Raw genomic sequence first — 26385 nt, 5'->3', positions numbered from 1 at the left:
GGTCAGGTCACTGCGTGTTGCTGGTTGAATTCGGGGCGCTGCCACTCGGCTGTGTCGAGCACCTGGCGCAGGTGTTCCACGGCATTCCACACGTCTTCGAAGCCGATGTACAGCGGCGTGAAGCCAAAGCGCAGGATGTCCTTGTGCACCGTGCCGCCATTGCCTTTGCCTGAACCGGAAGCCGCACCGGACCCGGCGCGGTAGTCGCCAATCACACCGCGCGCAATCAGCGCCTGCACGATGGCATAGGCGCCGGTGTCTTTTGTAAGGCATACCTGCGAGCCGCGCCGGGCGTGGTCGCGCGGAGTGGCCAGGCCCAGGCCGTGGCCTGCGCAGCGCTCTTCCACCAGCTTGATGAACAGGTCGGTGAGCGCCAGCGACTTGGTTCGCAGCGCGGCCATGCCGCCCAGGCTTTGCGCGGCGGTGAACACATCCAGTCCACACTGCAGGGCCGACAGGCTGATGATGGGCTGCGTGCCGCACAGATAGCGTGTGATGCCCGGCGCGGGCTGGTAGTCGGGCGTGAAGGCAAACGGCGCGGCGTGGCCCCACCAGCCCGACAGCGGCTGCATGAACTTCAAATCCGGGCGGCTGGCATGGCGCGGATGCACCCACACAAAGGCCGGGGCGCCGGGGCCACCGTTCAGATACTTGTAGCCGCAGCCAATCGAGAAATCCGCGCCCGCGCCGTTCAGATCGACCGGCACCGCACCCGCGCTGTGCGCCAGGTCCCACACGCACAAAATGCCCTGGGCGTGCGCGGCGGCGGTGATGGCGGCCATGTCGTGCATGGCGCCGGTGCGGTAGTTCACATGCGTGAGCATGAGCACGGCCACGTCGCTGGTGAGGGCTGCGGCAATGTCTTCGGGCTCCACCAGCACCAGCTCCAGGCCGCGTTCCTTGCACAGGCCTTCGGCAATGTAGAGGTCGGTGGGGAAGTTGCTGCGCTCGCTCACGATGCGCTTGCGCGTGGGGCTGTCTTCGCGGGCGATGTTCAGCGCCGCGCTCAGCACCTTGTAGAGGTTGATGGAGGTGCTGTCGGTGCACACCACCTCGTCTTTGCCCGCGCCGATCAGTGGTGCCAGTTGGTTGCCCAGGCGCTGGGGCAGGTCGAACCAGCTCGCGGTGTTCCAGGATTTGATGAGATCGGTGCCCCATTCGCGCGCCACCACATCGGCCACGCGGGCGGCGGTGGCCTTGGGCAACACGCCCAGCGAATTGCCATCGAGGTAGATCACGCCGGGTGGCAGCGTGAAGTGCGCGCGCAGCGGCGCCAGCGGGTCTTGCGCATCCAGGGCGCGGCAATCTTGGTGGGTGATGGTCATGGCAGTCAAGAACGGTTGCTTCTTTTTTGATAGCTTTTAGCGCTTATGGGATATGCGCTAGAGGCCGAAAAGGCTTGAAATTCAAAGTGTGCGGAGTACCGCGCGCACCGGCGATGCATCGGCGGTGGTCAGCTTCAGCGGCAGGGCGATGAGCTCGTAGTCGCCCTCGGGCACGTCGTCGAGCACCAGGTTCTCCAGCACGCGCAGGTTGCGGCGGCGGATGACCTGGTGGCTGTCCAGCGTCTTGCTGTCGGCCGGGTCGATGCTGGCGGTGTCGATGCCCACCAGCAGCACGCCCCGGTCGGCCAGGCGCTCAATGGTTGCGGGGGCGTAGGCGGTGAGCTGGGCATCCCATTGCGCGGGCGCGCTGGCATAAGTGCGCACCAGCACCCGTTGGGGCAGGGTGGCGTCCACCGCGTGGGCAATGTGCCGCCACTCGATCAGCGGACCGCAGCCCATGGCGTGGACCACGCGGCAGGGGCCCAGAAACGCGTCGAGCGACACCTCGCCAATGGCGGCGCCGCGCTCGTCGTAGTGCAGCGGCGCATCTGCGTGGGAGCCCACATGGGGCGACAGCGTGATGGCGCTCACGTTCACCGGGCAGCCGGGTGCGATGGTGGCGCTCCACTGTTGCTGGTAGGGCGTGTCGCCGGGAAACACCGGTGTGCCGGGGTGGACAGGAGGGGATATGTCCCAGAGCTTTTGCATGGGCGACAAGGTAGCGCGCTGGGCCGTTCGTGGTGTCGCTTTATGGCAACGCATGGGCAAAAAACCGGGCGCTGCGGCGCGGGCCTTCCCGCCAATTTGTTGTTACAGTGCGAAACAGTCTCGGCCCCTGACCGTGAGGTGATCGCCAGCGGGACGGCTCTCCTTGTACCCATTTACGGGCGATTCTCCCGCCATCGTCGCACCACCTCCATGACCGCCGTACCTGCCGCGCCGACCCACTGGGTGGTCCGTATGAACCACCGCAATCGCAGCGTGTCCTGGCTGATTTTTGTGGTCGTCCTTTCGGTCCATTTCCTTGAGCATGGTTATGGCCCCTGGGCATGGGGGCTCATGGTGCTGCAGTTTCTGGTGTATCCGCATGCCGTGTACCTGCGGGCCCGCCATGCCAGGGATCCGCTGGCAGCGGAAATCCAGAACCTGCTGCTCGACAACTTCTGTTTCGGCCTGTGGTCTGCGGCGCTGGGGTTTCCGCTCTGGATTTGTTATGCCCTGGTCATTTGCGGCTGCATCAATATGACTGCTTTTCGGGCGCTCAAGGGGATGCTGCAGGCACTGGCATGCGCAGCCGCGGGGGCGGTGCTGGTGGTGGCGGTGGACGGGTGGCGCTTTACCCCCGACACCTCGCTGCGCGTCAGCGCCTTGAGCATCCTGTGCCTGTCGTCCTACCTGGTCTTGTTTGCCCGCGACGCCCATACCCGCACAGTCGCGCTCACCACCACGCGGGCCAGACTGCGCCAGAGCGAAACGGCGCTGCAAAGCCAGTTGCAGGCTGTCCAGTCCTTGCAGACCCAGCTGACCGAGCAGGCCCACCGCGACCCTCTGACCGGCCTGTACAACCGCCGCTACCTGAACACGGCACTGAAGCGGGAGCTTGACGACTGCGTGGGCGAGGGCGCCACGCTGGCCCTGCTGCTGATCGATCTGGACCTCTTCAAGCAGATCAACGACCGCCACGGCCATGCCGCCGGGGATGATGTCCTGCGCCAGATCGCGGTTCTGTTGCTGCAGTCCATGCGACCGAGCGACATCTGCTGCCGCTATGGCGGGGAGGAGTTTCTGCTGGTTCTGCCTGGCATGGGGCTGCAAACTGCCATGGACCGAGCGCAAGCCTTGCGCCAGCAGGTGGCCGAACGGCGCTGGCTGGCCGATGGCCAGCCGATCGGGGTCACGCTGTCGGTGGGGGTGGCTTGCGCGGACAACGCCGCAATATCGCCGGCCGCGCTGATCGACCTGGCAGATCGCGCGCTCTACCAGGCCAAGGCCGAGGGGCGCAACCGGGTGTGCGTGGCAGAGGCTGTTGCGGCGGCAGAGACCGCGGGCGTTAAAGCGCCCGCACTTCCGGCCTCGTAATGCCGGGGGCTTGCCGTGCCCTCAGTCACTCAGGCACAAGGCGCTTTAGCGGAATACGGGATAGGGCGGGCAGGTACAGCCTTCATGCAACCCGGCCGAGCAAAAGGTACTCCATGAGGGCCTTTTGCACGTGCATCCTGTTTTCGGCCTCGTCCCAGACGACGGACTGGGGGCCGTCAATCACATCCGCCTCCACCTCTTCGCCGCGGTGCGCAGGCAGGCAGTGCATGAACAGGGCATCGGGTTGGGCGGCGGCCATCATTTCGGCGTCCACGCACCAGTCGGCAAACGCCTTCTTGCGTTCTTCGTTCTCGGCCTCGTAGCCCATGCTGGTCCACACGTCGGTGGTGACCAGGTCGGCACCCCGGCAGGCTTCGAGCGGGTTGCTAAAAAATTGATAGCTACTGGCGCTTATCCCGCCTGCGCCTGCGGCCAATTTCTCATCAATTTCGTAGCCGCGAGGCGTGCTCACATGCACCTTGAAGCCCAGCAGCGCAGCGGCCTGCAGCCAGGTGTTGGCCATGTTGTTGCCGTCGCCCACCCAGGCCACGGTCTTGCCCTGGATGGAGCCACGGTGTTCGATGAAGGTGAAGATGTCCGCCAGGATCTGGCAGGGGTGGTATTCGTTGGTCAGGCCGTTGATGACGGGCACGCGCGAGTTGGCGGCAAAACGCTCAATCTTGGCTTGCTCGTAGGTGCGGATCATCACCAGGTCGGTCATGCGGCTGATAACCTTGGCGCTGTCTTCAATCGGTTCGGCGCGGCCCAGCTGGCTGTCGCCCGTGGTCAGGTGCACCACGCTGCCGCCCAGCTGGTACATGCCGGCCTCAAAACTCACGCGCGTGCGCGTGCTGGCCTTCTCGAAGATCATGGCCAGGGTGCGGTCCACCAGCGGGTGGTGCTTTTCGTAGGCCTTGAACTTCTTCTTGATGAGCGCGGCGCGCTCGAACAGGTAGGTGTACTCGTCGGCGGTGAGGTCGTTGAACTGCAGGTAATGTTTCATGGCGCTCTCGTTGCGGGCGGGCTTATTCCGCCAGCAGGGCTTTGACCAGAGGGGCGAGCTTGGCGACGATTTCGTCGGCCTCGGCGGTGGTGAGAATCAGCGGCGGCACGATGCGGATCACGCTGTCGGCCGTCACGCTGATCAGCAAGCCGGCCTCCGCTGCGCGGCCTACCAGCGCGCCGCAGGGCTTGTCCAGCTCAACGCCCAGCATCAGGCCCTGGCCGCGCACTTCTTTCACGCCGGGCAGGCTGCCCAATGCGTGTTGCAGCGCGGTTTTGAGGTGCAGGCCCACGGCGGCGGCGTTGTGCAGCAGGCCGTCTTCTTCCATGATGCGGATGGTTTCGTTGCCCGCGCGCATGGCCAGGGGGTTGCCGCCAAAGGTGGTGCCATGGTTGCCCGGCTGCAGCACGGCGGCCGCCTTGGGGCCCGCCACCACGGCGCCAATCGGCACGCCCGAGCCCAGGCCCTTGGCCAGGGGCATCACATCGGGCACGATGCCGGCCCACTGGTGGGCAAACCATTTGCCGGTGCGGCCCATGCCGCACTGCACTTCGTCGATCATCATGAGCCAGCCGCGCTCGTCGCACAGCTTGCGCAGCTGCTGCAGGTATTCCACGCGCATGGGGTTGATGCCGCCTTCGCCCTGAATGGTCTCGAAGAACACGGCCACGACGTTGGGGTTGCCTTCGGTGGCTTTCTGGATGGCGTCGATGTCGTTGAGCGGCACGCGGATGAAGCCTTCCACCAGCGGGCCAAAGCCGTTGTGGATCTTGGGGTTGCCCGTGGCCGACATGGTGGCGATCGAGCGGCCGTGAAAGGCTTTTTCGTACACCACGATCTCGGGCTTGGCGATGCCCTTGTCCACGCCGTATTTGCGCGCGATCTTGAGCGCCGCCTCGTTGGCCTCCAGGCCCGAGTTGCAGAAGAACACATTGGTCATGCCCGAGCGCTCCACCAGCCGGGTGGCCAACTGCTCCTGGCCCGGCACGTGGTAGTAGTTGGACGAATGCATGATCTTGCCGATCTGGTCCTGCAAGGCGGGCACCAGCTTGGCGTGGTTGTGGCCCAGCGTGTTCACCGCAATGCCGCCCAGGGCATCCAGGTACTCCTTGCCGTTCACGTCCCACACGCGGCAGCCTTGCCCGTGCGACAGCGCAATCGGCACGCGGCCATAGGTGTTCATCACGTGGGGCGAGGCGGCCTCAATGAAAGCGGTCATGCAGTGGACTCCAGACGGTGGGGTGAAGGGGGCGGCCCGTGCTGGTCGCGCCCTGAAAAAGCGAAGCACGATTTTAGGGCGAGCGCAGGCGCCCGAAGATGACGATTGCGCATCACTGCAATGCCTTGGCGGGTGAGGGGGCAGGCCAGCTCTTATATAAGAGTTAGAATGCGAGGCGCGGCGTAGCAAGCAGTGATCCTGTGGTATCAGCCCTCTATCTATCACATCCCGATGGTTTCCCCCACCTCCAAAGAAGTCTTCATTCAGGGCATCACCCACGCAGGGAAAACCTTTCGTCCCAGCGACTGGGCCGAGCGGCTGGCCGGTGTGATGAGCGGCTTTCGCCCTGGCGGAGCGAAGCCCGGCAGCCATCTGAGCTACTCGCCCTGGTGCATTCCGACCACGCTCAATGGAGTGAAATGCGTGGTCGTCAACAGCGATTTGCGCGACCATGAGCCCATGGCCTGGGACTTCGTCATCAACTTTGCGCGTGACAACGACTTGCAGGTCGCTGAAGCCTGCCTGCTGCCCGACCCGCCCCTGCCCACGCCTTGAGACCGGCAATGTTGGCATCGCGGCCCCAGAATCTCGGGGCCGTTTTTTTGCCCTGCCTTTCACGTCGGAAGAAACCGGCCCAGCAACGAAAAAACCGCCCGGAGGCGGTTTTGTTCGTTGCTGGCAGCGCACCCGTTACAAACGGCGAACGGTATGACCCGTTCGGGCTGTTTGCCTGAAGATGGTCAGGCAGCCAGGGCCAGGGCTTTCACCTTGGCAGACAGACGGCTCTTGTCGCGAGCAGCCTTGTTCTTGTGGAAGATGCCCTTGTCGGCCACGGTGTCGACCACGGCCTGCATCTTGGCGAACAGTTCGCTCGCCTTGGTCTTGTCGCCAGCCAGAACAGCCTTTTCGACGTTCTTGACAGCTGTGCGGTATTTGGAGCGCAGCGAAGTGTTCGCGGCGTTGATCTTGATGTCCTGACGGACGCGCTTGCGGCCCGACGCCAGGCGCGGGTTCTTTTTCTTGGGTTTAGCGGATGCCATTGATGTGTTTCCTTGTGTCTGAGGATGATGCCAGCAAAGCCGACGATTATAGCCCAGCCCGCCGTGCGTGCCCAGCCCCGGTCAAGCCATCCCTTCGGGAAGCGGCGGGCGGGTAAGTGGACGCATCAGCGCAAGTGCCGTCGCTGCCCGTGCACGGGGCAGTGCACGGGCAGCGAATACACTCCCTGCGGTGTCCCTGTTCAAAGCTGCCTCCACCGTCTCCCTGCTGACCCTGGCCTCCCGCGTGACGGGCCTGGGGCGCGACCTCCTGATGGCCTCGATGTTTGGTGCCAACGCGCTGACCGATGCTTTCAACGTTGCCTTCCGCATTCCCAACCTGTTCCGGCGCCTTTTTGCCGAGGGCGCGTTCAGCCAGGCATTCGTGCCGGTGCTGGCGGCCTCCAAGGCCCAGCATGGCGAGGCGGCCACGCGCGTGCTGATTGCCAGCGTGGCGACAGTGCTGGCCTGGGTGCTGCTGCTCACTTGCATTCTGGGGGTGCTGGGCGCGCCGCTTCTGGTGTGGTTGCTGGCCAGCGGCCTGCGCCAGAGCCCGGCCAGCTTCGACGCCGCCGTGCTGATGACGCGCTGGATGTTCCCCTACATCGGCTTCATGTCGATGGTGGCGCTGTCGGCGGGCGTGCTCAACACCTGGAAGCGCTTTGCCGTGCCGGCTGCCACGCCGGTGCTGTTGAACCTGTGCATGATCGCCGCGGCCTGGCTGGGCGCCCCGCAACTGGCGGCCCGTGGCATCGAGCCCATCTATGCCATGGCCGGGGGCGTGATGCTGGGCGGCGTGCTGCAGCTGGCGGTGCAGGTGCCCGTGCTGTACCGCCTCGGTTTGTTGCCACGCATCGGCGTGACCTGGGGTGCTGTGCGCGCCGCCTGGGCAGAGCCCGGCGTGCGCCGCATCCTTACGCTGATGGCGCCTGCGCTGCTGGGCGTGGGCGTGGCGCAGATATCGCTCATGATCAACACCCAGATCGCTTCCTACCTGGCGCCGGGCAGCGTCACCTGGCTGTTTTACGCCGACCGGCTGATGGAGTTTCCCACCGCCTTGCTGGGCGTGGCGCTGGGCGTGGTGCTCACACCCCAGCTGGCTGCTGCCAAGGCCGCGGGCGATGCGCTGCGCTATTCGGCCATGCTTGACTGGGGCTTGCGCATCGTGGTGCTGCTGGCCGTGCCTTGCGCCGTGGCGCTGCTGACCTTTGCCACGCCCCTGGTGGCCACGCTGTTCCACCACGGCGCCTTGCTCGACAGCGATGTGGGCCAGATCGCCATCGCCCTGGCCGGTTACGGGGCCGGCCTGCTGGGGCTGGTGGCCATCAAGGTGCTGGCGCCGGGCTATTACGCCAGCCAGGACATCCGCACGCCGGTGAAGATCGCCATTGCGGTGCTGGTCATCACCCAGTTGCTCAACGTGGCCCTGGTGCCGTTCATGGCCCATGCGGGGCTGGCGCTGTCGATCGGACTGGGCGCGCTGGTCAATGCGCTGTGGTTGCTGGTGGGGCTGCTGCGCCGTGGCAGTTACCGGCCGCAGCCCGGCTGGGCGCGCTTTGCCCTGCAGGTGGTGGCTGCCAGTGCCCTGCTGGCGGTGCTGCTGGTGTGGGCGGCGCAGTATTTCCCCTGGGTGCAGATGCGCGCGCACAGCGGCCAGCGGGCGGGCCTGCTGGCCCTGGTGCTGTGTGCATCGGTGGCGCTGTATTTCGGGGCACTGTGGGCTGCCGGGTTGAAGCTGCGCCAGATGCTGCGCCGTTGATGCCCGCTCGGAAATGAGCCGGGATCGCGCGCTGTCCGTGGCTTGACGCGGCGCAGCGCCCACCGTACAACCCTCTCATGTCTCTCCGCTATTCCGTCCCCACCGCACTGGAATATTTTGCCGCGCTGGTGCAGAGCGACGAGCATTTCCCGCTGCTAGAAGCCGCCGCCAGCCTGGCGCAGGACGAATACATCGACCTGGATGTGCAGCAGCTCTTGGGCGATGTGGATCAATTGCTGGCGCGCTTGCAGCGCCGCTTGTCTGCTGATGCACCCGCGTTGCAGCGTCTGCGCACGCTCAACCAGTTTTTCTTCGCCGACCTGGGCTTTGCCGGCAACGTCAACAATTACTACGACCCCGAAAACAGCTATCTGAATGCCGTGCTGCGCACGCGCCGTGGCATCCCGATATCGCTGGCCGTGCTGTGGATGGAGCTGGCCCAGGGACTGGGGCTGCAGGCGCGCGGCATTGCGTTTCCCGGGCACTTCATGGTCAAGGTGCTGCTGCCCAAGGGCCAGGTGGTGATGGACCCGGTGTCGGGGCAATCCCTCAGCCGGGAGGATCTATCCGAGCGGCTGGAGCCGTACAAGCGGCAGGGCGGTCTGGTGGATGACTACGACGTGCCGCTGGGCCTTTATTTGCAGGCGGCCACGCCGCGCGACATCATTGCGCGCATGCTGCGCAACCTCAAGGAGGTGCACCGCACGCAGCAAGACTGGCAGCGGCTGATTTCCGTGCAGGACCGCCTGATCGTGCTGTTGCCCCAGGCCTGGAGCGAATGGCGTGATCGCGGTCTGGCCCACGCCGAGCGCGGCAACGCGGCCCAGGCCGTGGCCGATCTGCAGACCTATCTGGCGCATGTGGAAGACGGGCTGGATGTGGCCGCCATCGCCGAGCGGATCAGCGCCCTGCGCGGTGCCGGCCGCTGAATGCACGTCTGAAATGAATAAAAGCGCTTGCCAGGTAAGCGCTTTATGCTATTAATTAAATAGCAAATAATCAGGCGCCCGCAGCCTTGACGCAAAGGACGGGGCAGGACACCGTCATCAGCAGTTCCTGGGCCACGCTGCCCATAATCAGCTTGCCCACGGCGGTGCGCCTGCGCAGGCCGATCACGAGCACCGAGATGTCACGCGACTCCACCAGGTCGTTGATTTCGTCCACGGTGCCCTTGCCGCGCACAAATTGCTTGAACTCGGCGGTGATGCCTTGCGCGGCCAGCAACTCTTCCACCCGCTCCACCTCGGAGCCGGTGGCCAGCGAGGTGTCTTCCTGCTGGCCACCGGGGCCGGCGTTCACCACCATCAGGGGTTCCTGGCGGCGCTTGGCGATTTCGATGCCCTTGTCCAGTGCGGCCCGGCCTTCGGGACGGGGTGCGTATGCGACGAGGATGGTCATGTCTTGTGTCTCCTGGGTATTTTTGGGGTGGCGGCTTGCCCAAGGCTTGGGGTGGCCGTGCGTGACCGGTGCAGTCTGCGCTCGCAAATGGTAACGCCTGGCGCAGGGGTTTGGGCGGCGCTGTGCCGGCGCTCAACGCGAGCGGTTGCCGCCCTCCGATGGTGTTCCCGGTTGCCCGAAATGGTGCCATGCCCGGCGCAACTGCGTATCCGAACTGAACCCCGCCAGCGCCGCTGCCTGGGTGACGTTGTGCCCGGCCCGCAGCGCCGCCTCGGCGGCCGCCAGGCGGATGCGGCGCAGATACTGCAGCGGGGCGATGCCCGCATGCTCCAGAAACAGCCGTGTCAGATGGCGGGGCGAGGTGTGCGCCACCTGCGCCATGCCCGGCACGTTCCAGGCGGCCTGCGGCTGCTGGCCCACGGCGTCCTGCACCCGGTGCAAGGCGGCATGCAGGTGGTTGCGGTGCAGCAAAAACGGCGAGAGTTCGGGGTCGTGGGGCCCGCGCCGCAGCGCCACCACCATGGTTTGCGCCACCTGGGCTGCAACGGCGGGGCTGCAGGTGTCGGCAATGCGTTGCAGCATCAGGTCGATGCCCGTGGTCACCCCCGCGCTGCTGTGCAGCGGGCCGTCGGCCACGAAGACGCGGTTGCTCACCACGTCGCAGCGGGGCTCCACGGCGGTCAGTTCAGCCAGGTGCTGGTGGTGCGTGGTGGCGCGCCGGCCCGCCAGCAGCCCGGCATGCGCCGCCAGCACCGCGCCGGCGCACACGGTGACCAGCTCCAGCCGCTCGTTGGCCAGCCGCAGGCCGCGCAGCCAGTGCAGCAGGGCGCGCGCGTCATCGTGGTCCACTTCAATGCGCTGCCCTGGCAGCCCCACCAGCACCACCCAGGCGGGGGCTGGCAGAGTGGCCGGCAAGGGCGCCAGCCCCGTCAGCACCACGCCCACCGAGGTGGGCGATTGCGGGCTGGGGCTGACAAAGTGCAGCGCAAAGCGTGCGGGCTGGCCCTGCGCCAGCAGCACCTGGTTGGCAATGCGCAAAGCCTCGGCCGGGCCCGCCCAGTCCAGCGCCAGGCTGCCGGGCAGCAGCGCGAAATAGACGTCAATGGTGGGTGCGGTATGCGGGTTCAGGGCTGCGGCGTCCATGGCGTGTCCATCTGGCGGGCGGTGCGCTCGGCCAGCGGCAAGCCGGCCAGGCGCCCCACCAGGTGCAGGCACATGTCGATGCCGGCGCTGATGCCGGCCGACGTCACCCGTGCGCCCTGGTCCACCCAGCGCACATTTTCCTGTACCGCCAGTTGCGGAAACTGCCTGCGCAGATCGGCGATGTCCTCCCAGTGCGTAGTGACGGGCCCCTGTGTCAGCACACCGGCTGCGGCCAGGATGAAGGCGCCAGTGCACACCGATGCGCTGATCTGCGCCCCGTGGGCCGCACCTGCCACCCAGGCCTGGGTGGTGGGGCACGCCGCCGCGGCATCCACCACGCCGCCCGGCACGATGAGGACATCGGGGGCTGACGCCGTGGCAAAGTCGGCATCGGGCAGCACCTGCAAGCCCGCGCGGGCGCGCACCGGCTGCAGGGTGCGCGCTACGCACTGCACGGCAAACAGGGCCGGGCTGCCCGGCTGCAGGCGCTGGTGCATGCGGGTGGCCGTGGTGAAAACCTCGTAGGGGCCGCCCAGGTCCAGCACTTCCACCTCGTCAAACACCAAAATCGCCACCTGCAGTGGGGCTGGGCGCGGTGCGGCGTTCATGCGGCACCGCCGGTGGTGGTTTCGCCGCATGGTTCGGTGCGGATGCCGCGCGCGATGAGGCGGCCAATGCCCTGCTCGGTGAAAAATGGGCGGTGGCGGAAGGATTCCTGCGCATCAATCACTATCAGACATGATTTCATGAAAACTCTCACTGGATGGATGGTCTGTAGCGCTTATCGTGCCTGCGCTATCGGCATAAGTCCAATCCTCATCAGACCAATATCGATCAATTCAGGCCATATTTTCTGCAGTTGTTGCCAAAAATACCCAAAACCGTGCAGGGTGATGACCCCGCTGCACCATGGGTGCAACCGCCATTTCAACCCTGGCAGGCGTTGGGCGCAGGTGCATCCTGTGCAGGCTGCTATTTAATCAAGAGCAAAAACCGCGCTGGCCCGTAAGCTGCTATCGTGAGCAGGGTTTACCCTGATGATTGACCCCCCGCACCCATGTCCCGCCGCTCACCCCTGTTCTCGCTGTCCGCGCTGACGCGCGCCTATCAGCGCAACCTCAAGGCCTTTGCGCGCGCCACCAAGCCCGTGCGGGCTGCTGCCACGCCGGTGCGTGCCAAGGCGCAGGCGGTGCCCCGCGCGCGGCCCCAAGCGGTGCCTGGCGTGCGCACGCCGCGCAAGCCGCTGCCTGCCAGCGGCGAGTGGATTGCCGGCATTGCCCCCGGCCCGGCGGGTGCGCGGCGCTTTCACCTGTATGTGCCGCCGGGGCTGGCGTTGCGGTCGGGCGAGAAGCTGCCCCTTATGGTGATGCTGCACGGCTGCGGCCAGACCGGGCGCGAACTGGCAGCCAGCTCGCGCATGAATCGCCTGGCAGTGCGCCTGCGTTTTCTGGTGCTTTATCCCGAGCAGGAGCGCCTGGCCAACGCCCACGGTTGCTGGAACTGGTTTGATCGCCGCAGCGGCAAAGCCGATGCCGAGGCGGCCACCCTGCTGGCCGCCATCGACTTGGTGGCCCGCCGCCACCCGGTGGACTTGGCCCGTGTGGCCGTGGCGGGTCTGTCGGCCGGTGGCAGCATGGCGGCGCTGCTGGCGGCGCGCTACCCCGAGCGGTTCTGTGCCGTGGCCATGCATTCGGGCGTGGCACCCGGTTCGGCCGAATCCGCCGCCACCGCCATGGCGGCCATGCATGGCCGCCGGGAAGCGCATCTGCCCGATCCGCCGCAGGCGCTGGCTGCCAACGGGGCGGTTCCTGCGCCACTGCCCCCCTTGCTGATCCTGCATGGCGATGCGGACCATGTGGTCTCGGTGCGCAACGCGGCAGCCACGGCCGAACTGTGGGCCGAGGCACTGGGCGCGCGCGCTGGCCCGATGCGCACCTTGCAACGTGGCAGGCGCCATGCGGTGCGGGTGACCGAGTACAAGGCGCGTGGCCGCATCCAGGTCACGCTGCGTGAAATCGTGGGCCTGGGCCACGCCTGGAGTGGCGGCGCGCCCGGCCTGCCTTACAGCGACCCGGCGGGCCCCGATGCGTCAGCCCCGGTCTGGGCATTTGTGGCGCGGCAGTTCAAGAAAATATAAGAAAAATGGCCGCTGGCGCTTATGGATAAAGCGCCGTGTGCTATCAATAATGAAGTATTGGCGTCCCCGCACGACGCTGCCGCTACACCAGCCGCGCCGCCACCAGTTCTTTCTTGAGGTAGGCGTAAAACAGCGGCGCCGCCACCAGCCCCGCCGGGCCAAAAACCGCCTCGGCCACGAACATCACGCTGAGCAGCTCCCACACGCCCATCTGCGTGCGGCTGCCCACCACCTTGGCGTTGATCACGTATTCGGCTTTGTGGATCAGGATGAGAAAGCCCAGGCAGGCGGCCGCCGCCATGGGCGACACCGACAGCCCCACGATGGTGATGACCGCGTTGCACAGCAGGTTGCCCACGATGGGCACCAGCCCGGCCACGAAGGTGAAGGTGATCAGCACCGGCGTGTAGGGCAATTGCAGGCCCCAGTACGGCAGCACGAACAGCAGGAACAGGGCCGTGAGCAGGGTGTTGAAGGCTGCGATCCAGAACTGCGCCGCAACAATTTGCCGGAAGGCCTCGCCGAACCGGCTGATGCGCTGCGCCAGTTGCTGCGCCAGCGGGCCGCGCGCCAGACCGGGCGGGCGCACGGCGGCCAGCGCCCCGATCAGCAGGCCGACATAGGCAAACAGCAGGCCCGCCAGCCAGGCACGCCCCGCCATGGCCAGCGCGCCGGCCTTGGCGCCCAGGTAGCTGGCGATGGCGCGTTGGATTTCGGCGGCGCCCTCTGGCAGGTACACCGCCATGTCGGGGGGCAGCTTCAGGCGCAGCTCCAGCACCGTGCGCGCCATGTAGTCCAGCAGCTCGCGGTATTGCTGCGGCAGCTCGACCACATAGCTGCGCGACTGCGTCAGGCCCACCGCCAGCAGCACCAGCGGGCTGAGCATGACCAGCGCGGCGGCTGCCACCTGGGCGGCGCGCGGTGGCACGCTGGCGTGGGACGGCGGGCGAACCAGCCGGGCGAACCAGCCGCTGAAGGCCCGCGTCAGCAGAAAGCCCAGGCAGACACACAGCAGGCCGGGCAGCAAGCCGCGCCACATGATCAGCAGCAGCGCTGCGGCCATCAGCAGGTAGCTGGCGGTCTCGATGCTGCGCGTCGCAGGGCGGGGGGAGGGTGCCGCCGGTGCAATGGCCGTGGTGTCGGAGCGGGAGCGCGGCGCCATCGGGGCCCGTGCGGCGTCAGCCCACCACCACGGCGGCACCTTCGCCGCGCGGTGCGATGGTGCCAATGGCGTACACCTGCTCGCCCGCGGCGCGCAGCGTGGCGGCCGTGGCGTCGGCAGCGGCCGCAGCCACCACCACCACCATGCCGATGCCGTTGTTGAAGGTGCGGTTCATTTCGATGTCGTCGATGCCCGCCGTTTTCTGCAGCCAGGCAAACAGTTCGGTCTGCGGCCAGCTGCCCTTTTGCAGGTGGGCAGCGGTGCCGTCAGGCAGCACGCGGGGAATGTTCTCCAGCAGGCCGCCTCCGGTGATGTGGGCCAGGGCTTTGATGCCGCCGGGCGAGGTGGCATCTGCCGAATGCGGGTGGGCGGCCAGCGCGGCCAGCACGTTCTTCACATACAGGCGGGTGGGCTCCATGACGGCCTGCTTGAAGGGCTTGCCGTCCAGCGTGGCGGGCAGGTTGCCGGCGGCGCGGTCGATGCACTTGCGCACCAGCGAGAAGCCATTGGAGTGCACGCCGCTCGACGCCAGGCCCAGCACCACGTCGCCGGGCTGCACATCCTTGCCTGTGAGAATTTTGGATTTTTCGACCGCACCCACGGCAAAGCCGGCCAGGTCGTATTCGCCCGCCGGATACATGCCGGGCATCTCGGCGGTTTCGCCGCCGATCAGCGCGCAGCCCGAGAGCTCGCAGCCCTTGGCAATGCCGCCCACCACGGCAGCGGCCGTGTCCACGTCGAGCTTGCCGCAGGCGAAGTAGTCGAGGAAGAACAGCGGCTCGGCGCCTTGCACCAGCACATCGTTCACGCTCATGGCCACCAGGTCGATGCCCACGGTGTCGTGCATGTTCCATTCAAAGGCCAGCTTGAGCTTGGTGCCCACGCCGTCGGTGCCGCTCACCAGCACGGGCTCTTGGTAGCGCTTGGGCACTTCAAACAGCGCGCCAAAGCCGCCGATGCCGGCCAAAACGCCCTCGCGCATGGTCTTTTTGGCCAGCGGCTTGATGCGCTCGACCAGGGCGTCGCCCGCGTCGATGTCAACGCCAGCGTCTTTGTAGGACAGGGGGGTGGGGGTGGATGCAGAGGAGCTCATGGCAGGGATGGCACGGACCAGCGTGCGCGGCAGACTAAAATTTGCGCAGATTTTACGGGGTGCGCACCGCGCACCCTCCGTTCACCCTTACTTCCTGCCCCGTTTTGCCTTTCATGCCCATGCCGTTTGCCGTTATCCAACCCTGCGCCTGCCCCTGTGCCTGCGGGCTGCAGCCATGAAACAGCTGGCCCTGGACATTGGCCTGGCGACGGGGCCCACGCTGGCGCGTTTTTTTGCCGGCCCCAACGAGGCCGCGCTGCAGCACCTGCAGCTGTGGGTGGGCGAGGGCAGCCAGCAGGACACCCGCTCGCCCGTGCCCACCTACCTCTGGGGCGAGGCGGGCAGCGGCAAGACCCACTTGCTCAAGGCGGTGCACCAGGCCCTGAGCGACCAGGGCGCCAGCGTGGGCTGGCTCGATGCCTCGGTGGCCATGCCCGCCGAATTCGACGAGCGCTGGGCCGCCGTGGTTCTGGACGACGTGCACCTTTACAGCACCGCCCAGCAGGCCATGGCTTTTAACTGGTTTGTGAATGCCATCAGCCCCGCCAACGGCGCACCGCGCTGGGTGCTGGCGGCCGGCAACCTGCCGCCGGCCGATCTGCCGCTGCGCGACGACCTGCGCAGCCGCCTGGGCTGGGGCCATGTGTTCCAGCTGCATTTGCTCGACGAAACCGCCCGCCGCGCGGTGCTGCGCCAGGAGGCCGATGCCCGGGGCGTGTTTCTGGGCGACGAGGTGATGGACTTCATGCTCAATCGCTTCTCGCGCGACCTGGGCAGCCTCATGCAACTGCTCGACCAGCTCGATGCGTTTGCCTTGCGCACCCAGCGCGCCATCACGATTCCGCTGCTCAAGACGATGCTCGAATCCGAATGACGCCGTGCCATTTTTTTGCTCTTTTGTGAACCTGAATGACTTCTGAACCCCGCCGCCTGCGGCTTGCGTTGTTCGACCTGGACCACACGCTGTTGCCCATCGACTCCGACTACGAGTGGGGCGAGTTCACCATCCGCATCGGCTGGAACGACCCGGTCGAATTTGCGAGGCGCAACGACGCGTTCTATGCGCACTACCAGGCCGGCACGCTGGATGTGCATGACTATGTGCGTTTTGCCACCGAGGCCGTGCGCCGGCGCGGGCCCGAGGCCGCTGCTGCCGCTCATGCGCAATTCATGCGCGAAGTGATCGAGCCTGCCATCCACCCGCAGGCGCGCGAACTGTTGCGCCAGCACCAGGCGGCCGGCGATGACGTGCTGATCATCACGGCCACCAACGAGTTCGTGACCCGCCCCATTGCCCAGGCCCTGGGGGTGCAGCAATTGCTGGCCATGCAGCTCGCCCGCGATGCGCAGGGCTGGTACACCGGCGAGATCGACGGTATTCCCACCATGCGCGAGGGCAAGGTGCGGCGCATGGAACAATGGCTGGCCGAGCGGCGGCTTTCGTGGGGCGATGTGGAGAGCACGTTCTACAGCGATTCCATGAACGATGTGCCGCTGCTGGAAAAAGTCAACCACCCCGTTGCCACCAACCCCGACGCCCGGCTGAGGGCGCTGGCGCGAGAGCGCGGCTGGCGCATACTGGACCTGTTTTCGACCGGCACAAACCAGAATGCGCAGCCCGCTCCAGTGCAGGATGCCGCACCCTGAAACCGCACCGTGACCGCATGTCTGCGCCGCTCCATCTGTTTACTGCATACCCATGATCAAGAAGTTCATCGACAAACTGCTCGGCAAATCCACGCCCGGCACCTCGCGCGGCAAGCCGCATTTCGGCAAGCGCGAAGAAGTGCCCGCCTCGGTGCACGGCATCAATCCCGAGCTGGTGGACCGCCGCGCCGCCGAGGTGGTGGCCACGCTCAAGCAGGCGGGTTTTGAGGCCTACATCGTGGGAGGCGCCGTGCGCGACCTGCTGCTGGGTTTGCGCCCCAAGGACTTTGACGTGGCCACCAACGCCACGCCCGAGCAGGTCAAAGGCCTGTTTCGCCGCGCCTTCATCATCGGCAAGCGCTTTCGCATCGTGCATGTGGTGCATGGACGGGGACGCGAGCACGAGGTGATCGAGGTATCCACCTTCCGCGCCTACCTCGACAACGCCGCCGCCGGCCAGGTGGCGGGCAACGAAAAGACCAGTAAGGCCCAGCTGTCGGGCATGCAGCATGCCGTGGACGCCAGCGGCCGCGTGCTGCGCGACAACGTCTGGGGCCCGCAGGACGAGGACGCCACGCGCCGCGACTTCACCGTCAACGCCATGTACTACGACCCGGTCAGCCAGATCGTGGTGGACTACCACAAGGGCATCCAGGATGCCAAGAAGAAGACGCTGCGCATGATCGGCGACCCGGCCACGCGCTACCGCGAAGACCCCGTGCGCATCATCCGCGCCGTGCGCTTCGCGGCCAAGCTCAGCGCCTTGGGCTTCACCATCGAGACCAAGACGGCCGCGCCGCTGGTGCAGTCCCAGGCGCTGCTGGCCGACGTGCCGCAAAGCCGCATGTTCGACGAGATGCTCAAGCTCTTGCAGACCGGCCATGCCATCGCCACCATCGCCCAGCTCAAGAAGCTCGGCATGTCCAAGGGCATCTACCCGCTGCTGGACGTGGCGGTGGAACGCGCCGACACGCCGTTCGTGAGCGCCGCCCTGGCCGACACCGACCGCCGCGTTGGCGAAGGCAAGCCCGTGGCGCCGAGCTTCCTGCTGGCTTGCGTGCTGTGGGAAGACGTGCGCAATGGCTGGGATGCGCGCATGACCAACCAGCGCCAGCACGCGCTGCCGGCGCTGCAGGAGGCCATCGACGAGGTGTTCGACAAGCGCATCGGCGACGTCTCGGGCCGCGGCAAGCTGGCGGCCGACATGCGCGAAATCTGGGTCATGCAGCCGCGCTTCGAAAAGCGCGTGGGCAGCACACCCTTCGGCATGGTCATGCAGCCGCGCTTTCGCGCCGGCTTCGACTTCTTGCGCCTGCGTGCCGATGTGGGCGAGATCGGCGAGGCCCTGGCCGAATGGTGGCAGGACTTCCAGGCTGCCGACGACGACCGCCGCGAAGACCTGATGGACCAGGCCCGCGAGGAACAGAAGGCGCGCCAGCGCGTGGCCCAGCCCACGGCGCGCCGCGTGCCCAAGGCGGCGCCCGCTGGCGAGGGCCAGGCCCCGGCGGCCGCGCAACCCAAGCCACGTGCGCCCCGCGCTGTCTCCGCCGACGGCGGGCAGGACGAGGGCGATGATTTCGCCCCCGAGCACGGTGGCGATGCCGTGCCCCCCGACGGCAGCGCCCCCAAGAAGCGCCGCCGCCGTCGCCGCAAGCCCACGGGCGGTGGTGGTGCGGGTGGTGGCAGTGAAGGCTCTGCCGCGCCCGCGGCCGAGTGAGCGGCTGCACCGGCATGGCCGTAGTAGCGACCTTCATCGGCCTGGGTGCCAACCTCGGTGACCGGGGCGCCGCGCTGCAGCAGGCGCTGGCCTCCCTGGCCACCCTGCCGCAGACGCAGGTGCGCCAGGTGTCTTCGCTGTACCGCAGCGCGCCGGTGGATGCCGATGGCCCCGACTACCTGAATGCCGTGGCCGAGCTGGCCACCGGGCTGTCGCCCACAGCCCTGCTGCAGGCCCTGCAGGCCATCGAAGTGGCGGCGGGCCGGGAGCGCCTGTACCGCAACGCGCCGCGCACGCTGGACCTGGACCTCCTGCTCTATGGCGACGAGGCCATTGCCACTGTGGACCTCACCGTGCCGCACCCGCGCATGGGGGAACGGGCCTTCGTGCTGCTGCCCTTGTCCGAGCTGGCGCCCGAGCGCGTCACGCCAGCGCAGCTCGATGCCGTTGCCAGCCAGCGCATCGAGCGCACCGACACCCTGCTCTGGCCGGTGGCAAGCGCCAGCAGCTAATCCGCCTGGGGCAGCCGAGCGGCCAGCCCCTGCACCACCACCTCCGTCCAGGCATCGAAGCCCGCATCCAGCGGGTGCGTGCTGCCGCTGCTCCAGCGCACCACGAAGGCGCGGTTGGCCATCTGCGGCAGGTGGCGCGCCAGGGTGGGGCAGGCCGTAGCGTCGATCTGTGCCAGCCGAGCCTGGTGGCCTGCGGCCCAGCCATCGGGGTCGTCCTCGGGCTGCGGCGCCAGTTCCAGGGTCACGAAGCTGACCATGGCGGCAATCACCACGTTGTAGGCATCGAACAGGCCCTGGCCCGCGAAGCCGGCCGATTCCAGCAGTGCCAGGATGCTCTCCAGCAGCAGCGGATCCAGGCTGGCGTTGGAGACCAGCTGCGCACCGAGCACCGGGGCGATGCGCGGGTGCCGTTGCACGGCCCGGCGGTAGCGTGCGAACAGGGCGCGCAGCTCGGCTTGCCAGTCGCCTGCCGCGTCAGGTGGTTCCAGCGCGCCCACCGCGGCTGTCACCGCTCCGGCGATCAGCGCATTGCGGCCCCCGGGCACATGCCAGTACAGCGCCGTGGGGTACACGCCGAGCGAGCGGGCCAGGTCGCGCACGCTGAAGGCCTCCACCCCGCGCTGGTCGATGAGCGTGAGGGCGGCGGCCAGCACGCTCTCGCGCGACAGGGGCGTGGCCGTGGCGTCAGCAGCGGTGTCGGCGGAAACAGGGGCTTTGGTGCGGGCGCGGGGCATGGGGAACAAGGGCGAAGGCGGTGGCTGGATTGTCGGGCATCCGGCTGCGTTGGACGCCGCCGCTTGCCAGATCGCCCCCTTGGACTCATAATTTCTTGTACACCGTACAGGAGATCGCATGAACGCCACCCAGACCCCCTTGGACCACGCCCTTTTCGAGGCGGTGGAAACCTACCGCGCGCGCAACCCGCGCAGCGCCGCCTTGCTGGCCGAGGCGGAAAAATCCCTGCCCGGTGGCAACACCCGCAGCGTGCTGTTCCACGGGCCCTTCCCGCTCAGCATGGCGCGTGGCGCTGGGTGCCGGGTGTGGGATGCCGATGGCCACGAATACATCGATGCGCTGGGCGAGTTCACGGCGGGGCTCTACGGCCACTCGCACCCGGTCATCATGGGTGCCATCCAGGAGGCGCTGGCTGGCGGCATCAACCTGTCGTCCCACACGGCGCGCGAGGGCCTGCTGGCGCACGAGATACAGCGGCGCTTTCCCTCCATGGAGCTGATGCGCTTTGCCAATTCGGGCACCGAGGCCAATCTGCTGGCCCTGGCCGCCGCCAAGGCGCACACGGGGCGCAGCAAGGTGGTCGTGTTCGACGGGGCCTACCACGGCGGCGTGCTCACCTTTGCGGGCGGGGGCTCGCCGATGAACGTGCCGCACGATTTCGTGCTGGCGCGCTACAACGATGCCGACGGCGTGCGCGCGCTGGTGACCGCGCACGGGGCGGACATCGCGGCCATCCTGGTCGAGCCCATGCTGGGCGCGGGCGGCTGCATTGCTGGCGAGCCGGCCTTCCTGCAGGCGCTGCGTGATCTGGCCGACGATTGCGGTGCGCTGCTGGTGTTCGACGAGGTCATGACCTCGCGCCTGTCCTTCGGCGGGCGCCAGGCGCTGCTGGCCATCCGGCCGGACCTCACCACGGCAGGCAAGTACCTCGGGGGAGGCATGTCGTTCGGGGTGTTCGGCGGGCGCCGCGACGTGATGGAGCGCTTCGACCCGCGCCGCCCCGATGCGCTGGCCCACGCCGGCACCTTCAACAACAACGTGCTCACCATGGCCGCCGGCCATGCGGGCCTCACGCAGGTGCTGACCGCCGAAGTGGTGCAGGCGCTCAACCAGCGCGGCGAGCAGCTGCGCGCGCGCTTCAATGCCGTGCTGGCCGGCCACGGTGTGGACATGGCCTTCACCGGCACCGGATCGCTGATGGCGCTGCACGCCACGGCCGCGCCCGTGCACTCACCCGCCGACCTGCAGGGCACCGACGGGCGCGCCAAGGACCTGGTGTTCTTCGGCCTGCTGGAAGAGGGCGTGTTCATGGCCAGGCGCGGCCTGATCGCGCTGTCGCTGCCCGTGGGCGACGCCGAATGCGATGCCCTGGTGGCCGCGCTCGATGCCGTGGTGGCAAGGCAGCGCAACGTGCTGCCGGCCCGGGCATGAAAAAGCGCCCCGCGGGGCGCTGAAGAAGGGAGCGGGGGGACGATCAGTCGACCTTTGCGCCGGAGGCTTTCACCACCTGCTGGTACTTGGCGCGCTCGCTGGCCATGAAGGACTCGAACTGCGCCGGCGTGGTGGGCACGGGCTCGGCCAGCAGCAGGCCGAAGCGGGTCTTGGTCTCGGGCGCATTCAGGGCCGCCACGAAGGCCTTGTTGAGCTTGTCGATCACCGGCTTGGGCGTGGCCGCAGGGGCCACCAGGCCCCACCAGGTGTCGATGGAAAAGCCCTTGAAGGTGTCCGACAGCGGGGGCACGCCCGGCAGCGAGGGGCTGGCGGCCAGCGAGGTCACGGCCAGGGCCTTGAGCTTGCCGGCACGGATGTTGGGGGCCGCAGCCGCCAGGTTGTCGATGTTGAAATCCACCTCGCCGGCCAACAGGGCCAACTGCGCGGGGTTGGCGCCGCGGTAGGGGATGTGCAGCGCGAAGATGCCGGCGCGCTGCTTGAACATCTCGCCCGCCAGGTGGCCGGCGCTGCCGTTGCCGCCGCTGCCGTAGTTGAGCTTGGCCGGGTTGGCCTTGGCATAGGCGATCAGGTCCGCCAGGGTGTTGATCTTGAGCTGCTCAGCCTTGGCGGCGTTGATCACCAGCACGTTGGGCACGCGCACCATCTGCGTGATGCCGGCGAAGTCCTTACCCGCGTCGTAGGGCATGCGGCTGTACAGCCAGGGGTTCACCGCGTGCGTGGCGGTGGCCGCGATGCCGATGGTCAGGCCGTCCGGCGCCGCCTTGGCGATCGCATCGGCACCGATGTTGCCGCCGGCACCGCCTTTGTTGTCGATGATCACCGTGCCCAGCGAGTCGCGCACCCGCTCGGCCAGCGCGCGGGCCGTGATGTCCAGCGGGCCGCCGGGGGCGTAGGGAACGATCAGGCGAATGGGCGCGCCCGCGTCCTGCGCCATGGCCAGGGAAGAAGAAAAAACCGCTGCGGCAGCGGCACTTGCAAGAAGGATGTTTCGGCGGTTCATGGCTCCATTGTGCAAAAAACGCAGCGCTGGCCCTGAAAAAGGCCGCTGGCCGGTGCGATGGGCACCGCGCTAGCGGCGCCTCCATCCACCCGCAATCTGGCGGGTTCAGCCGTGCTTGTCGGCCTCGGAGGTGAAGGAGTCGGCAAAGAACTCGTCGGGCGGCAGGCCGCGCTCGGCGCTGTAGGCGGCGCGTGCCGAGTCCACCACGATGGGCGCGCCACAGGCATACACCTGGTGGCCCGAGAGGTCGGCAAAGTCCTGCAGCACGGCCTGGTGCACGAAGCCGGTGCGGCCCGTCCAGCCGTCTTCGGGCAGGGCATCGGACACCACGGGCACATAGCTGAGATGGGGCATCTCTGCGGCGCGCGCCAGCATCCAGTCGTGCAGGTACAAGTCGCCCGGCCGGCGGCCGCCCCAGTACAGCGTGGTGGGGCGCGTGATGCCCTTGAACTGCATGTGCTCGATCAGCGCCTTGATGGGCGCAAACCCCGTGCCCGATGCCAGCAGCACGATGGGCTTGTCCGTGTCTTCGCGCAGGAAAAAACTGCCAAACGGGCCTTCGATGCGCAGGATTTCTTTTTCCTTCAGGGCGCCAAACACATGGTCGGTGAACAGGCCACCCGGCATGTGGCGGATGTGCAGCTCCAGCCCCGGCGCCTCGGCCTGGGTGTGGGGGGCGTTGGCCATCGAATAGGCACGGCGCGCGCCGTCACGCAGCATGAACTCGATGTATTGCCCCGCGTGGTAGCGGAAGGTGTCGGCCGCGGGCAGCTGCAGGCGCAGCTGCATCACGTCGTGCGATTTTTTCTCGAACGCGGCCACGCGCACCGGCATCTTCTTGATGGGGTAGGCGCTTTCGTCGGTGACCTGGCGCGATTCAAGCACCACGTCGCTTAGGGCGTGGGCGCAGCAGGTCAGCACGAAGCCCGCGGCTTCCTCGTCGGCCGTCAGGGCCTTGGACTGGTGCGCGCCATGGTGCACGGCGCCGCTGAGCTTCTTGCACTTGCACGAGCCGCAGGCGCCGTCCTTGCAGCCATAGGGCAGGCCCACCCCGCTGCGGATGGCGGCGGCCAGAATGGCTTCGTTGGCCTGGGCGCTGAATGCGCGGCCGCTGGGTTGCACGGTGATCTGGAACGCTGCGTTGGCAGTCTCGGCACGGGTCATGTTGTGGGTATCCTTGGACTATTCTTCAAGCTGTCTTCATGCGAATGGCCCCGATTTTGCCCTCAGAACCTGATCACTCCCTTAACCGCGCAAAGGCCTGCCGCCGCGTGTGGCTGCCCGGCACGCCCGCGGCGCGCCAGAGCCACAGCGCGCGCCGTGCCCGTTCATGGCGGGGGGCGCAATGAGCACCGTCGCACTGGCCAGCGGGCTGGGCGCGCTGCCCTCGCGCTTTCGGCGCGAGCGCCTGCTGATCGTGGGCTATGGCGATGTGGGCCAGCGCGTGGCGCGCAGCCTGCTGGCCGGGCCGGGTGCGCGGCGCATGCGCGTGCTGGCGCTGACCTCGCAGGCCGGGCGCGTGGGCAGTCTGCGCGCGCAGGGGGTGACGCCGCTGGTGGGCAACCTCGATCAGACCGCCACACTGCGCCGCCTGTCGGGCCTGGCCACGCGCGTGGTGCACCTGGCCCCGCCACCGGGTGAAGGTGGCGGCGGCACTGCATGGTGGCGCGACCCGCGCACCGTGGCCCTGGCCCGGGCCTTGCGGCTGCGCAGCCTGCCCGTGTCGCTGGTGTATGCATCGACCAGCGGTGTGTATGGCGACTGCGCGGGCGCGCGGGTGGCCGAAACCCGCACCGTGGCGCCCGGCACGCCGCGGGCCCAGCGCCGCGTGAATGCCGAGCGCGCTGTGCGCCACCTGGGGCGTGCCGGCGTGCGCGCCAGCATCCTGCGCATTCCGGGCATCTACGCACCCGACCGCGAGGGCGGCACGCCCGAGGCGCGGCTGCGCAAGGGCACCCCTGTGCTGCTGGCGCAGGATGACGTGTACACCAACCACATCCATGCCGATGACCTGGCGCGCGCCTGCCTGGCGGCGCTGTGGCGTGGCAAGCCCCAGCGGGTTTACAACGCCAGCGACCGCAGTGAGATGAAGATGGGCGACTATTTCGATCTGGCCGCCGACCTGTATGGCCTGCCGCGCCCGCCCCGGGTGCCGCGCAGCACGGCGCAGGATGCGCTGCCGGTGATGCTGCTGAGCTTCATGAGCGAATCGCGCCGGCTCGACAACCAGCGGCTGCTGGGCGAGCTGGGCCTGCGGCTGCGCTACCCCACCGTGGCGCAAGGCCTGCGCGCCTGATCCCTGACCACCGCGCTGTCAGCGTGGATAGCTGTTGCCCTGGCTGTCGTAGCAGCGAAACACGTTGCACTGCGTGAACTTGCGCGGTGGCGGCGGTGGGCTGGGCCGGGTGTAGGTCGGGTGGCGCGGCGGAACCACCACGACCGCAGGGGCCGTCTCCTGCCTGGCCGCGCGGGCTTTTTCCACCTCGGCATAGGCCTCGGGGCCCAGGCAGTCCAGGTCCACCTGGCGCTGTGCGGTTTCCACCCGCAGGTTCTGGTCGTAGGTGCCGCTGGTGTTGCTGACGACAACATCCAGGTTGCGGCGCGACCGGGCGCATTCGGCCGACCGCGCATAGTCCTGCGCGCGCGCCGCCGGGCGAGCAGTGCGTGCCGCAAGATCCCGCTCACGTTGGGCAGCGCGGTCGGCGTCGATCTGCTGGGCAGCCGCCTCGGCCTGCAGTTGTTGCTGCTTGCGCGCCAGCGCCTCGGCGGCCTGCTCGCGCTCCAGCTGGATTTCCTGCGGCGTCTTGCGGGGTTCGACCTCGCGCACCGATGCAGAGCCCGCGCAGGCGCCGTCGGTGTAGGTGACCTGGCCGGTGCGCGCGTCGGTGCAGCGCAGCACCTGGGCCTGCGCGGCGAAACACAGCAGCGCCGCGGCGGCGACCAGGCAATTGCGCACGAGGGGCATGGTGGTTTTCCTTCAGGGTTCCTCAGAGGCTGAGAGTTTTTTGCGCGGGTCCGAGCAGCGCGCCACAACGCAGCCGATCTAGGCGCAAAGCACAGCCATAGCTCGGGCTATGGCGCGCATTTGCAACGACGAGCGGGTGCGTTTTGGCGTGATGAGCGGGCATGCGCAAAAGATTCTCAGCCTCTCAGTTGCCCTGGCCGCGCGGGGCGTCGCCTCTCCAGCGCGGCTGGTCCGGGCGATCCGGGCGATTTTGCCGTGCGTTGTCGCCCGTCGGGTGGCGTTCGTCATCGCGGCGCGGGCGCTGGGCCTGATCGCGGTTGCCGTGATCCCGCTGGGCCTGGTCACGGCGCCCTCGATCGTGCGCCTGATCCCGCTGGGCCTGCTCACGCTGAGCCTGCTCACGGCGGCCTTGTTCACGCGCCTGGTCGCGCTCGCGGTCCCGGCGGGCGTCCTGCGCGCGGCGAGCGTCCTGGGCCTGGCGGGCTTCGCGTTCGCGGTGGGCTTCCCGGTCACGCAGGGCTTCGCGTTCGCGCTGTGCCTCGCGCTCGCGCTGGGCACGCTCGCGTTCACGCCAGTCATTGCGGTCGTCGTGGTGGCGCCCGTAATAGCCGGGTGGCGGGGCCACCGGGTAGCCATAGGCGCGCGGCGGGCTGCCGTAGATATAGGCAGGCTGCTCATACACGCCATAGCCCGACGGCTGGGGCGTGTAATAAGGGTCGTAAGGGTCGCCAGGAACCACGGCGCAGCCCGTGGCCAGCGCGGCAAGCGCAACGGCAGAAACAAGGCGGGCAAGTTGGTATGTCATGGTGGTCAGACTCTGGCGCTGCGGCAGGCGTTCCGCCCGCTGCGTAAAGCCCTTGAAAAGCGCCCCGGCGGGGCGTTACAACTTCACGGACCGGCCGTGCCCATTAGACGCCTGACGACACCACTTGGTTGACCTGGCCCCATGACCAACGCCGCTGCCCGTGTAGCTACCAGTGCAACTACCCGTGCGGCAATGGG

General features: G+C 67.6%; 27 protein-coding genes. 11 read left to right on the top strand and 16 right to left on the bottom strand.

The features are described 5' to 3' along the window. Window positions 1-2: 2 nt before the first annotated feature. Together kynU and kynB are read right to left on the bottom strand one after the other, a co-directional pair. The gene (kynU, locus tag J8G26_RS04360) at window positions 3-1325 is read right to left on the bottom strand and encodes a kynureninase (RefSeq protein WP_210568073.1); all 1323 of its coding nucleotides are present in this window, start codon (window positions 1323-1325) and stop codon (window positions 3-5) included. 81 nt (window positions 1326-1406) lie between these two features. Next, entirely contained in the window at window positions 1407-2033 is a 627-nt protein-coding gene (kynB, locus tag J8G26_RS04355) for an arylformamidase (protein ID WP_210568072.1), read from the bottom strand. 210 nt (window positions 2034-2243) lie between these two features. Here kynB and J8G26_RS04350 point away from each other — a divergent pair, with 210 nt between their 5' ends. Next, window positions 2244-3404, top strand: coding sequence for a sensor domain-containing diguanylate cyclase (locus tag J8G26_RS04350; RefSeq protein ID WP_210568071.1), 1161 nt, complete (start codon window positions 2244-2246; stop codon window positions 3402-3404). 82 nt (window positions 3405-3486) lie between these two features. Here the strand turns inward: J8G26_RS04350 and argF are convergent, their stop codons facing one another. Together argF and J8G26_RS04340 are read right to left on the bottom strand one after the other, a co-directional pair. Beyond that, the gene (argF, locus tag J8G26_RS04345; protein ID WP_210568070.1) at window positions 3487-4407 is read right to left on the bottom strand and encodes an ornithine carbamoyltransferase; all 921 of its coding nucleotides are present in this window, start codon (window positions 4405-4407) and stop codon (window positions 3487-3489) included. Window positions 4408-4429: 22 nt separating this feature from the next. Next, window positions 4430-5626: an aspartate aminotransferase family protein gene (locus J8G26_RS04340; protein ID WP_210568069.1), complete on the bottom strand. Its 1197-nt coding sequence runs from the start codon at window positions 5624-5626 to the stop codon at window positions 4430-4432. A gap of 231 nt (window positions 5627-5857) precedes the next feature. On the opposite strand from J8G26_RS04340, the gene J8G26_RS04335 reads away from it, so the two are divergent. Then, window positions 5858-6181, top strand: coding sequence for a DUF3579 domain-containing protein (locus tag J8G26_RS04335; RefSeq protein ID WP_087747087.1), 324 nt, complete (start codon window positions 5858-5860; stop codon window positions 6179-6181). A 185-nt stretch (window positions 6182-6366) separates the two neighbouring features. On the opposite strand, the gene rpsT is transcribed toward J8G26_RS04335, so the two are convergent. After that, window positions 6367-6666 (bottom strand): 30S ribosomal protein S20, encoded by a 300-nt coding sequence (gene rpsT, locus J8G26_RS04330; protein ID WP_087747085.1) that lies wholly within the window; start codon window positions 6664-6666, stop codon window positions 6367-6369. Between the two features lie 190 nt (window positions 6667-6856). On the opposite strand from rpsT, the gene murJ reads away from it, so the two are divergent. Next, window positions 6857-8422, top strand: coding sequence for a murein biosynthesis integral membrane protein MurJ (gene murJ / locus J8G26_RS04325; RefSeq protein WP_210568068.1), 1566 nt, complete (start codon window positions 6857-6859; stop codon window positions 8420-8422). A 77-nt stretch (window positions 8423-8499) separates the two neighbouring features. After that, window positions 8500-9351 (top strand): tetratricopeptide repeat protein, encoded by an 852-nt coding sequence (locus tag J8G26_RS04320; RefSeq protein WP_210568067.1) that lies wholly within the window; start codon window positions 8500-8502, stop codon window positions 9349-9351. A 70-nt stretch (window positions 9352-9421) separates the two neighbouring features. On the opposite strand, the gene J8G26_RS04315 is transcribed toward J8G26_RS04320, so the two are convergent. The 4 genes from J8G26_RS04315 to J8G26_RS19310 all read right to left on the bottom strand — a co-directional run bounded on the left by J8G26_RS04315 (window position 9422) and on the right by J8G26_RS19310 (window position 11711). Continuing rightward, a complete protein-coding gene (locus tag J8G26_RS04315) occupies window positions 9422-9820 on the bottom strand; it encodes a universal stress protein (RefSeq protein ID WP_210568066.1) in 399 nt (132 codons plus the stop codon). A 132-nt stretch (window positions 9821-9952) separates the two neighbouring features. Next, on the bottom strand, window positions 9953-10963 hold the full coding sequence (locus tag J8G26_RS04310) for a helix-turn-helix domain-containing protein (protein ID WP_210568065.1): 1011 nt from the start codon (window positions 10961-10963) through the stop codon (window positions 9953-9955). Then, window positions 10945-11571: a DJ-1/PfpI family protein gene (locus J8G26_RS04305; protein WP_210568064.1), complete on the bottom strand. Its 627-nt coding sequence runs from the start codon at window positions 11569-11571 to the stop codon at window positions 10945-10947. Before J8G26_RS04305 ends, J8G26_RS04310 begins: the two co-directional genes overlap by 19 nt. Continuing rightward, a complete protein-coding gene (locus J8G26_RS19310; RefSeq protein WP_246881237.1) occupies window positions 11568-11711 on the bottom strand; it encodes a hypothetical protein in 144 nt (47 codons plus the stop codon). The genes J8G26_RS04305 and J8G26_RS19310 overlap by 4 nt, the downstream gene beginning before the upstream one ends. Window positions 11712-12020: 309 nt before the next feature. Between J8G26_RS19310 and J8G26_RS04295 the strand changes: the two genes are divergently transcribed. After that, complete coding sequence (locus J8G26_RS04295) at window positions 12021-13100, top strand: PHB depolymerase family esterase (RefSeq protein ID WP_210568063.1); 1080 nt, start codon at window positions 12021-12023, stop codon at window positions 13098-13100. Window positions 13101-13182: 82 nt separating this feature from the next. Here J8G26_RS04295 and J8G26_RS04290 read toward each other — a convergent pair whose 3' ends face one another. Both J8G26_RS04290 and purM read right to left on the bottom strand, forming a co-directional pair. Continuing rightward, window positions 13183-14262, bottom strand: coding sequence for an AI-2E family transporter (locus J8G26_RS04290; RefSeq protein WP_087748339.1), 1080 nt, complete (start codon window positions 14260-14262; stop codon window positions 13183-13185). 16 nt (window positions 14263-14278) lie between these two features. Beyond that, window positions 14279-15355: a phosphoribosylformylglycinamidine cyclo-ligase gene (purM, locus tag J8G26_RS04285; RefSeq protein WP_087747069.1), complete on the bottom strand. Its 1077-nt coding sequence runs from the start codon at window positions 15353-15355 to the stop codon at window positions 14279-14281. Window positions 15356-15530: 175 nt separating this feature from the next. Between purM and hda the strand changes: the two genes are divergently transcribed. Genes hda through folK form a run of 4 tightly spaced genes read left to right on the top strand, consistent with a single transcriptional unit; the run spans window position 15531 to window position 19231 of the window. Continuing rightward, window positions 15531-16229 carry a DnaA regulatory inactivator Hda gene (hda, locus tag J8G26_RS04280; protein WP_210568062.1) on the top strand — a complete coding sequence of 233 codons (699 nt, stop codon included), beginning with the start codon at window positions 15531-15533 and terminating at the stop codon, window positions 16227-16229. 35 nt (window positions 16230-16264) lie between these two features. After that, entirely contained in the window at window positions 16265-17002 is a 738-nt protein-coding gene (locus J8G26_RS04275) for an HAD family hydrolase (protein ID WP_210568061.1), read from the top strand. A 52-nt stretch (window positions 17003-17054) separates the two neighbouring features. Continuing rightward, window positions 17055-18719: a polynucleotide adenylyltransferase PcnB gene (gene pcnB / locus J8G26_RS04270; protein ID WP_210568060.1), complete on the top strand. Its 1665-nt coding sequence runs from the start codon at window positions 17055-17057 to the stop codon at window positions 18717-18719. 14 nt (window positions 18720-18733) lie between these two features. Continuing rightward, window positions 18734-19231, top strand: a complete 498-nt coding sequence (gene folK / locus J8G26_RS04265; protein WP_210568059.1) for a 2-amino-4-hydroxy-6-hydroxymethyldihydropteridine diphosphokinase — start codon at window positions 18734-18736, stop codon at window positions 19229-19231. Here folK and J8G26_RS04260 read toward each other — a convergent pair. After that, window positions 19228-19965 (bottom strand): TetR family transcriptional regulator, encoded by a 738-nt coding sequence (locus J8G26_RS04260; RefSeq protein ID WP_210568058.1) that lies wholly within the window; start codon window positions 19963-19965, stop codon window positions 19228-19230. The genes folK and J8G26_RS04260 overlap by 4 nt on opposite strands. 118 nt (window positions 19966-20083) lie before the next feature. Here J8G26_RS04260 and J8G26_RS04255 point away from each other — a divergent pair, with 118 nt between their 5' ends. Continuing rightward, a complete protein-coding gene (locus J8G26_RS04255; protein WP_210568057.1) occupies window positions 20084-21397 on the top strand; it encodes an aminotransferase class III-fold pyridoxal phosphate-dependent enzyme in 1314 nt (437 codons plus the stop codon). Window positions 21398-21440: 43 nt separating this feature from the next. Here J8G26_RS04255 and J8G26_RS04250 read toward each other — a convergent pair whose 3' ends face one another. After that, complete coding sequence (locus tag J8G26_RS04250) at window positions 21441-22418, bottom strand: tripartite tricarboxylate transporter substrate binding protein (RefSeq protein ID WP_210568056.1); 978 nt, start codon at window positions 22416-22418, stop codon at window positions 21441-21443. Between the two features lie 105 nt (window positions 22419-22523). Continuing rightward, a complete protein-coding gene (locus J8G26_RS04245; protein WP_210568055.1) occupies window positions 22524-23582 on the bottom strand; it encodes a CDP-6-deoxy-delta-3,4-glucoseen reductase in 1059 nt (352 codons plus the stop codon). A 181-nt stretch (window positions 23583-23763) separates the two neighbouring features. On the opposite strand from J8G26_RS04245, the gene J8G26_RS04240 reads away from it, so the two are divergent. Beyond that, window positions 23764-24714 carry an NAD-dependent epimerase/dehydratase family protein gene (locus J8G26_RS04240; protein ID WP_210568054.1) on the top strand — a complete coding sequence of 317 codons (951 nt, stop codon included), beginning with the start codon at window positions 23764-23766 and terminating at the stop codon, window positions 24712-24714. An 18-nt stretch (window positions 24715-24732) separates the two neighbouring features. Here the strand turns inward: J8G26_RS04240 and J8G26_RS04235 are convergent, their stop codons facing one another. Next, window positions 24733-25383: a DUF4124 domain-containing protein gene (locus J8G26_RS04235; protein ID WP_210568053.1), complete on the bottom strand. Its 651-nt coding sequence runs from the start codon at window positions 25381-25383 to the stop codon at window positions 24733-24735. Between the two features lie 184 nt (window positions 25384-25567). Beyond that, complete coding sequence (locus J8G26_RS04230) at window positions 25568-26188, bottom strand: hypothetical protein (protein WP_210568052.1); 621 nt, start codon at window positions 26186-26188, stop codon at window positions 25568-25570. Between the last annotated feature and the right edge of the window lie 197 nt (window positions 26189-26385).

Origin of the sequence: Acidovorax sp. JG5, assembly GCF_017939685.1 — a bacterium.
Lineage (GTDB): Bacteria > Pseudomonadota > Gammaproteobacteria > Burkholderiales > Burkholderiaceae_C > Acidovorax.
The sequence above is the reverse complement of the archived record's forward strand: the minus strand, read 5'-3'. Positions and strand labels throughout refer to the sequence as shown.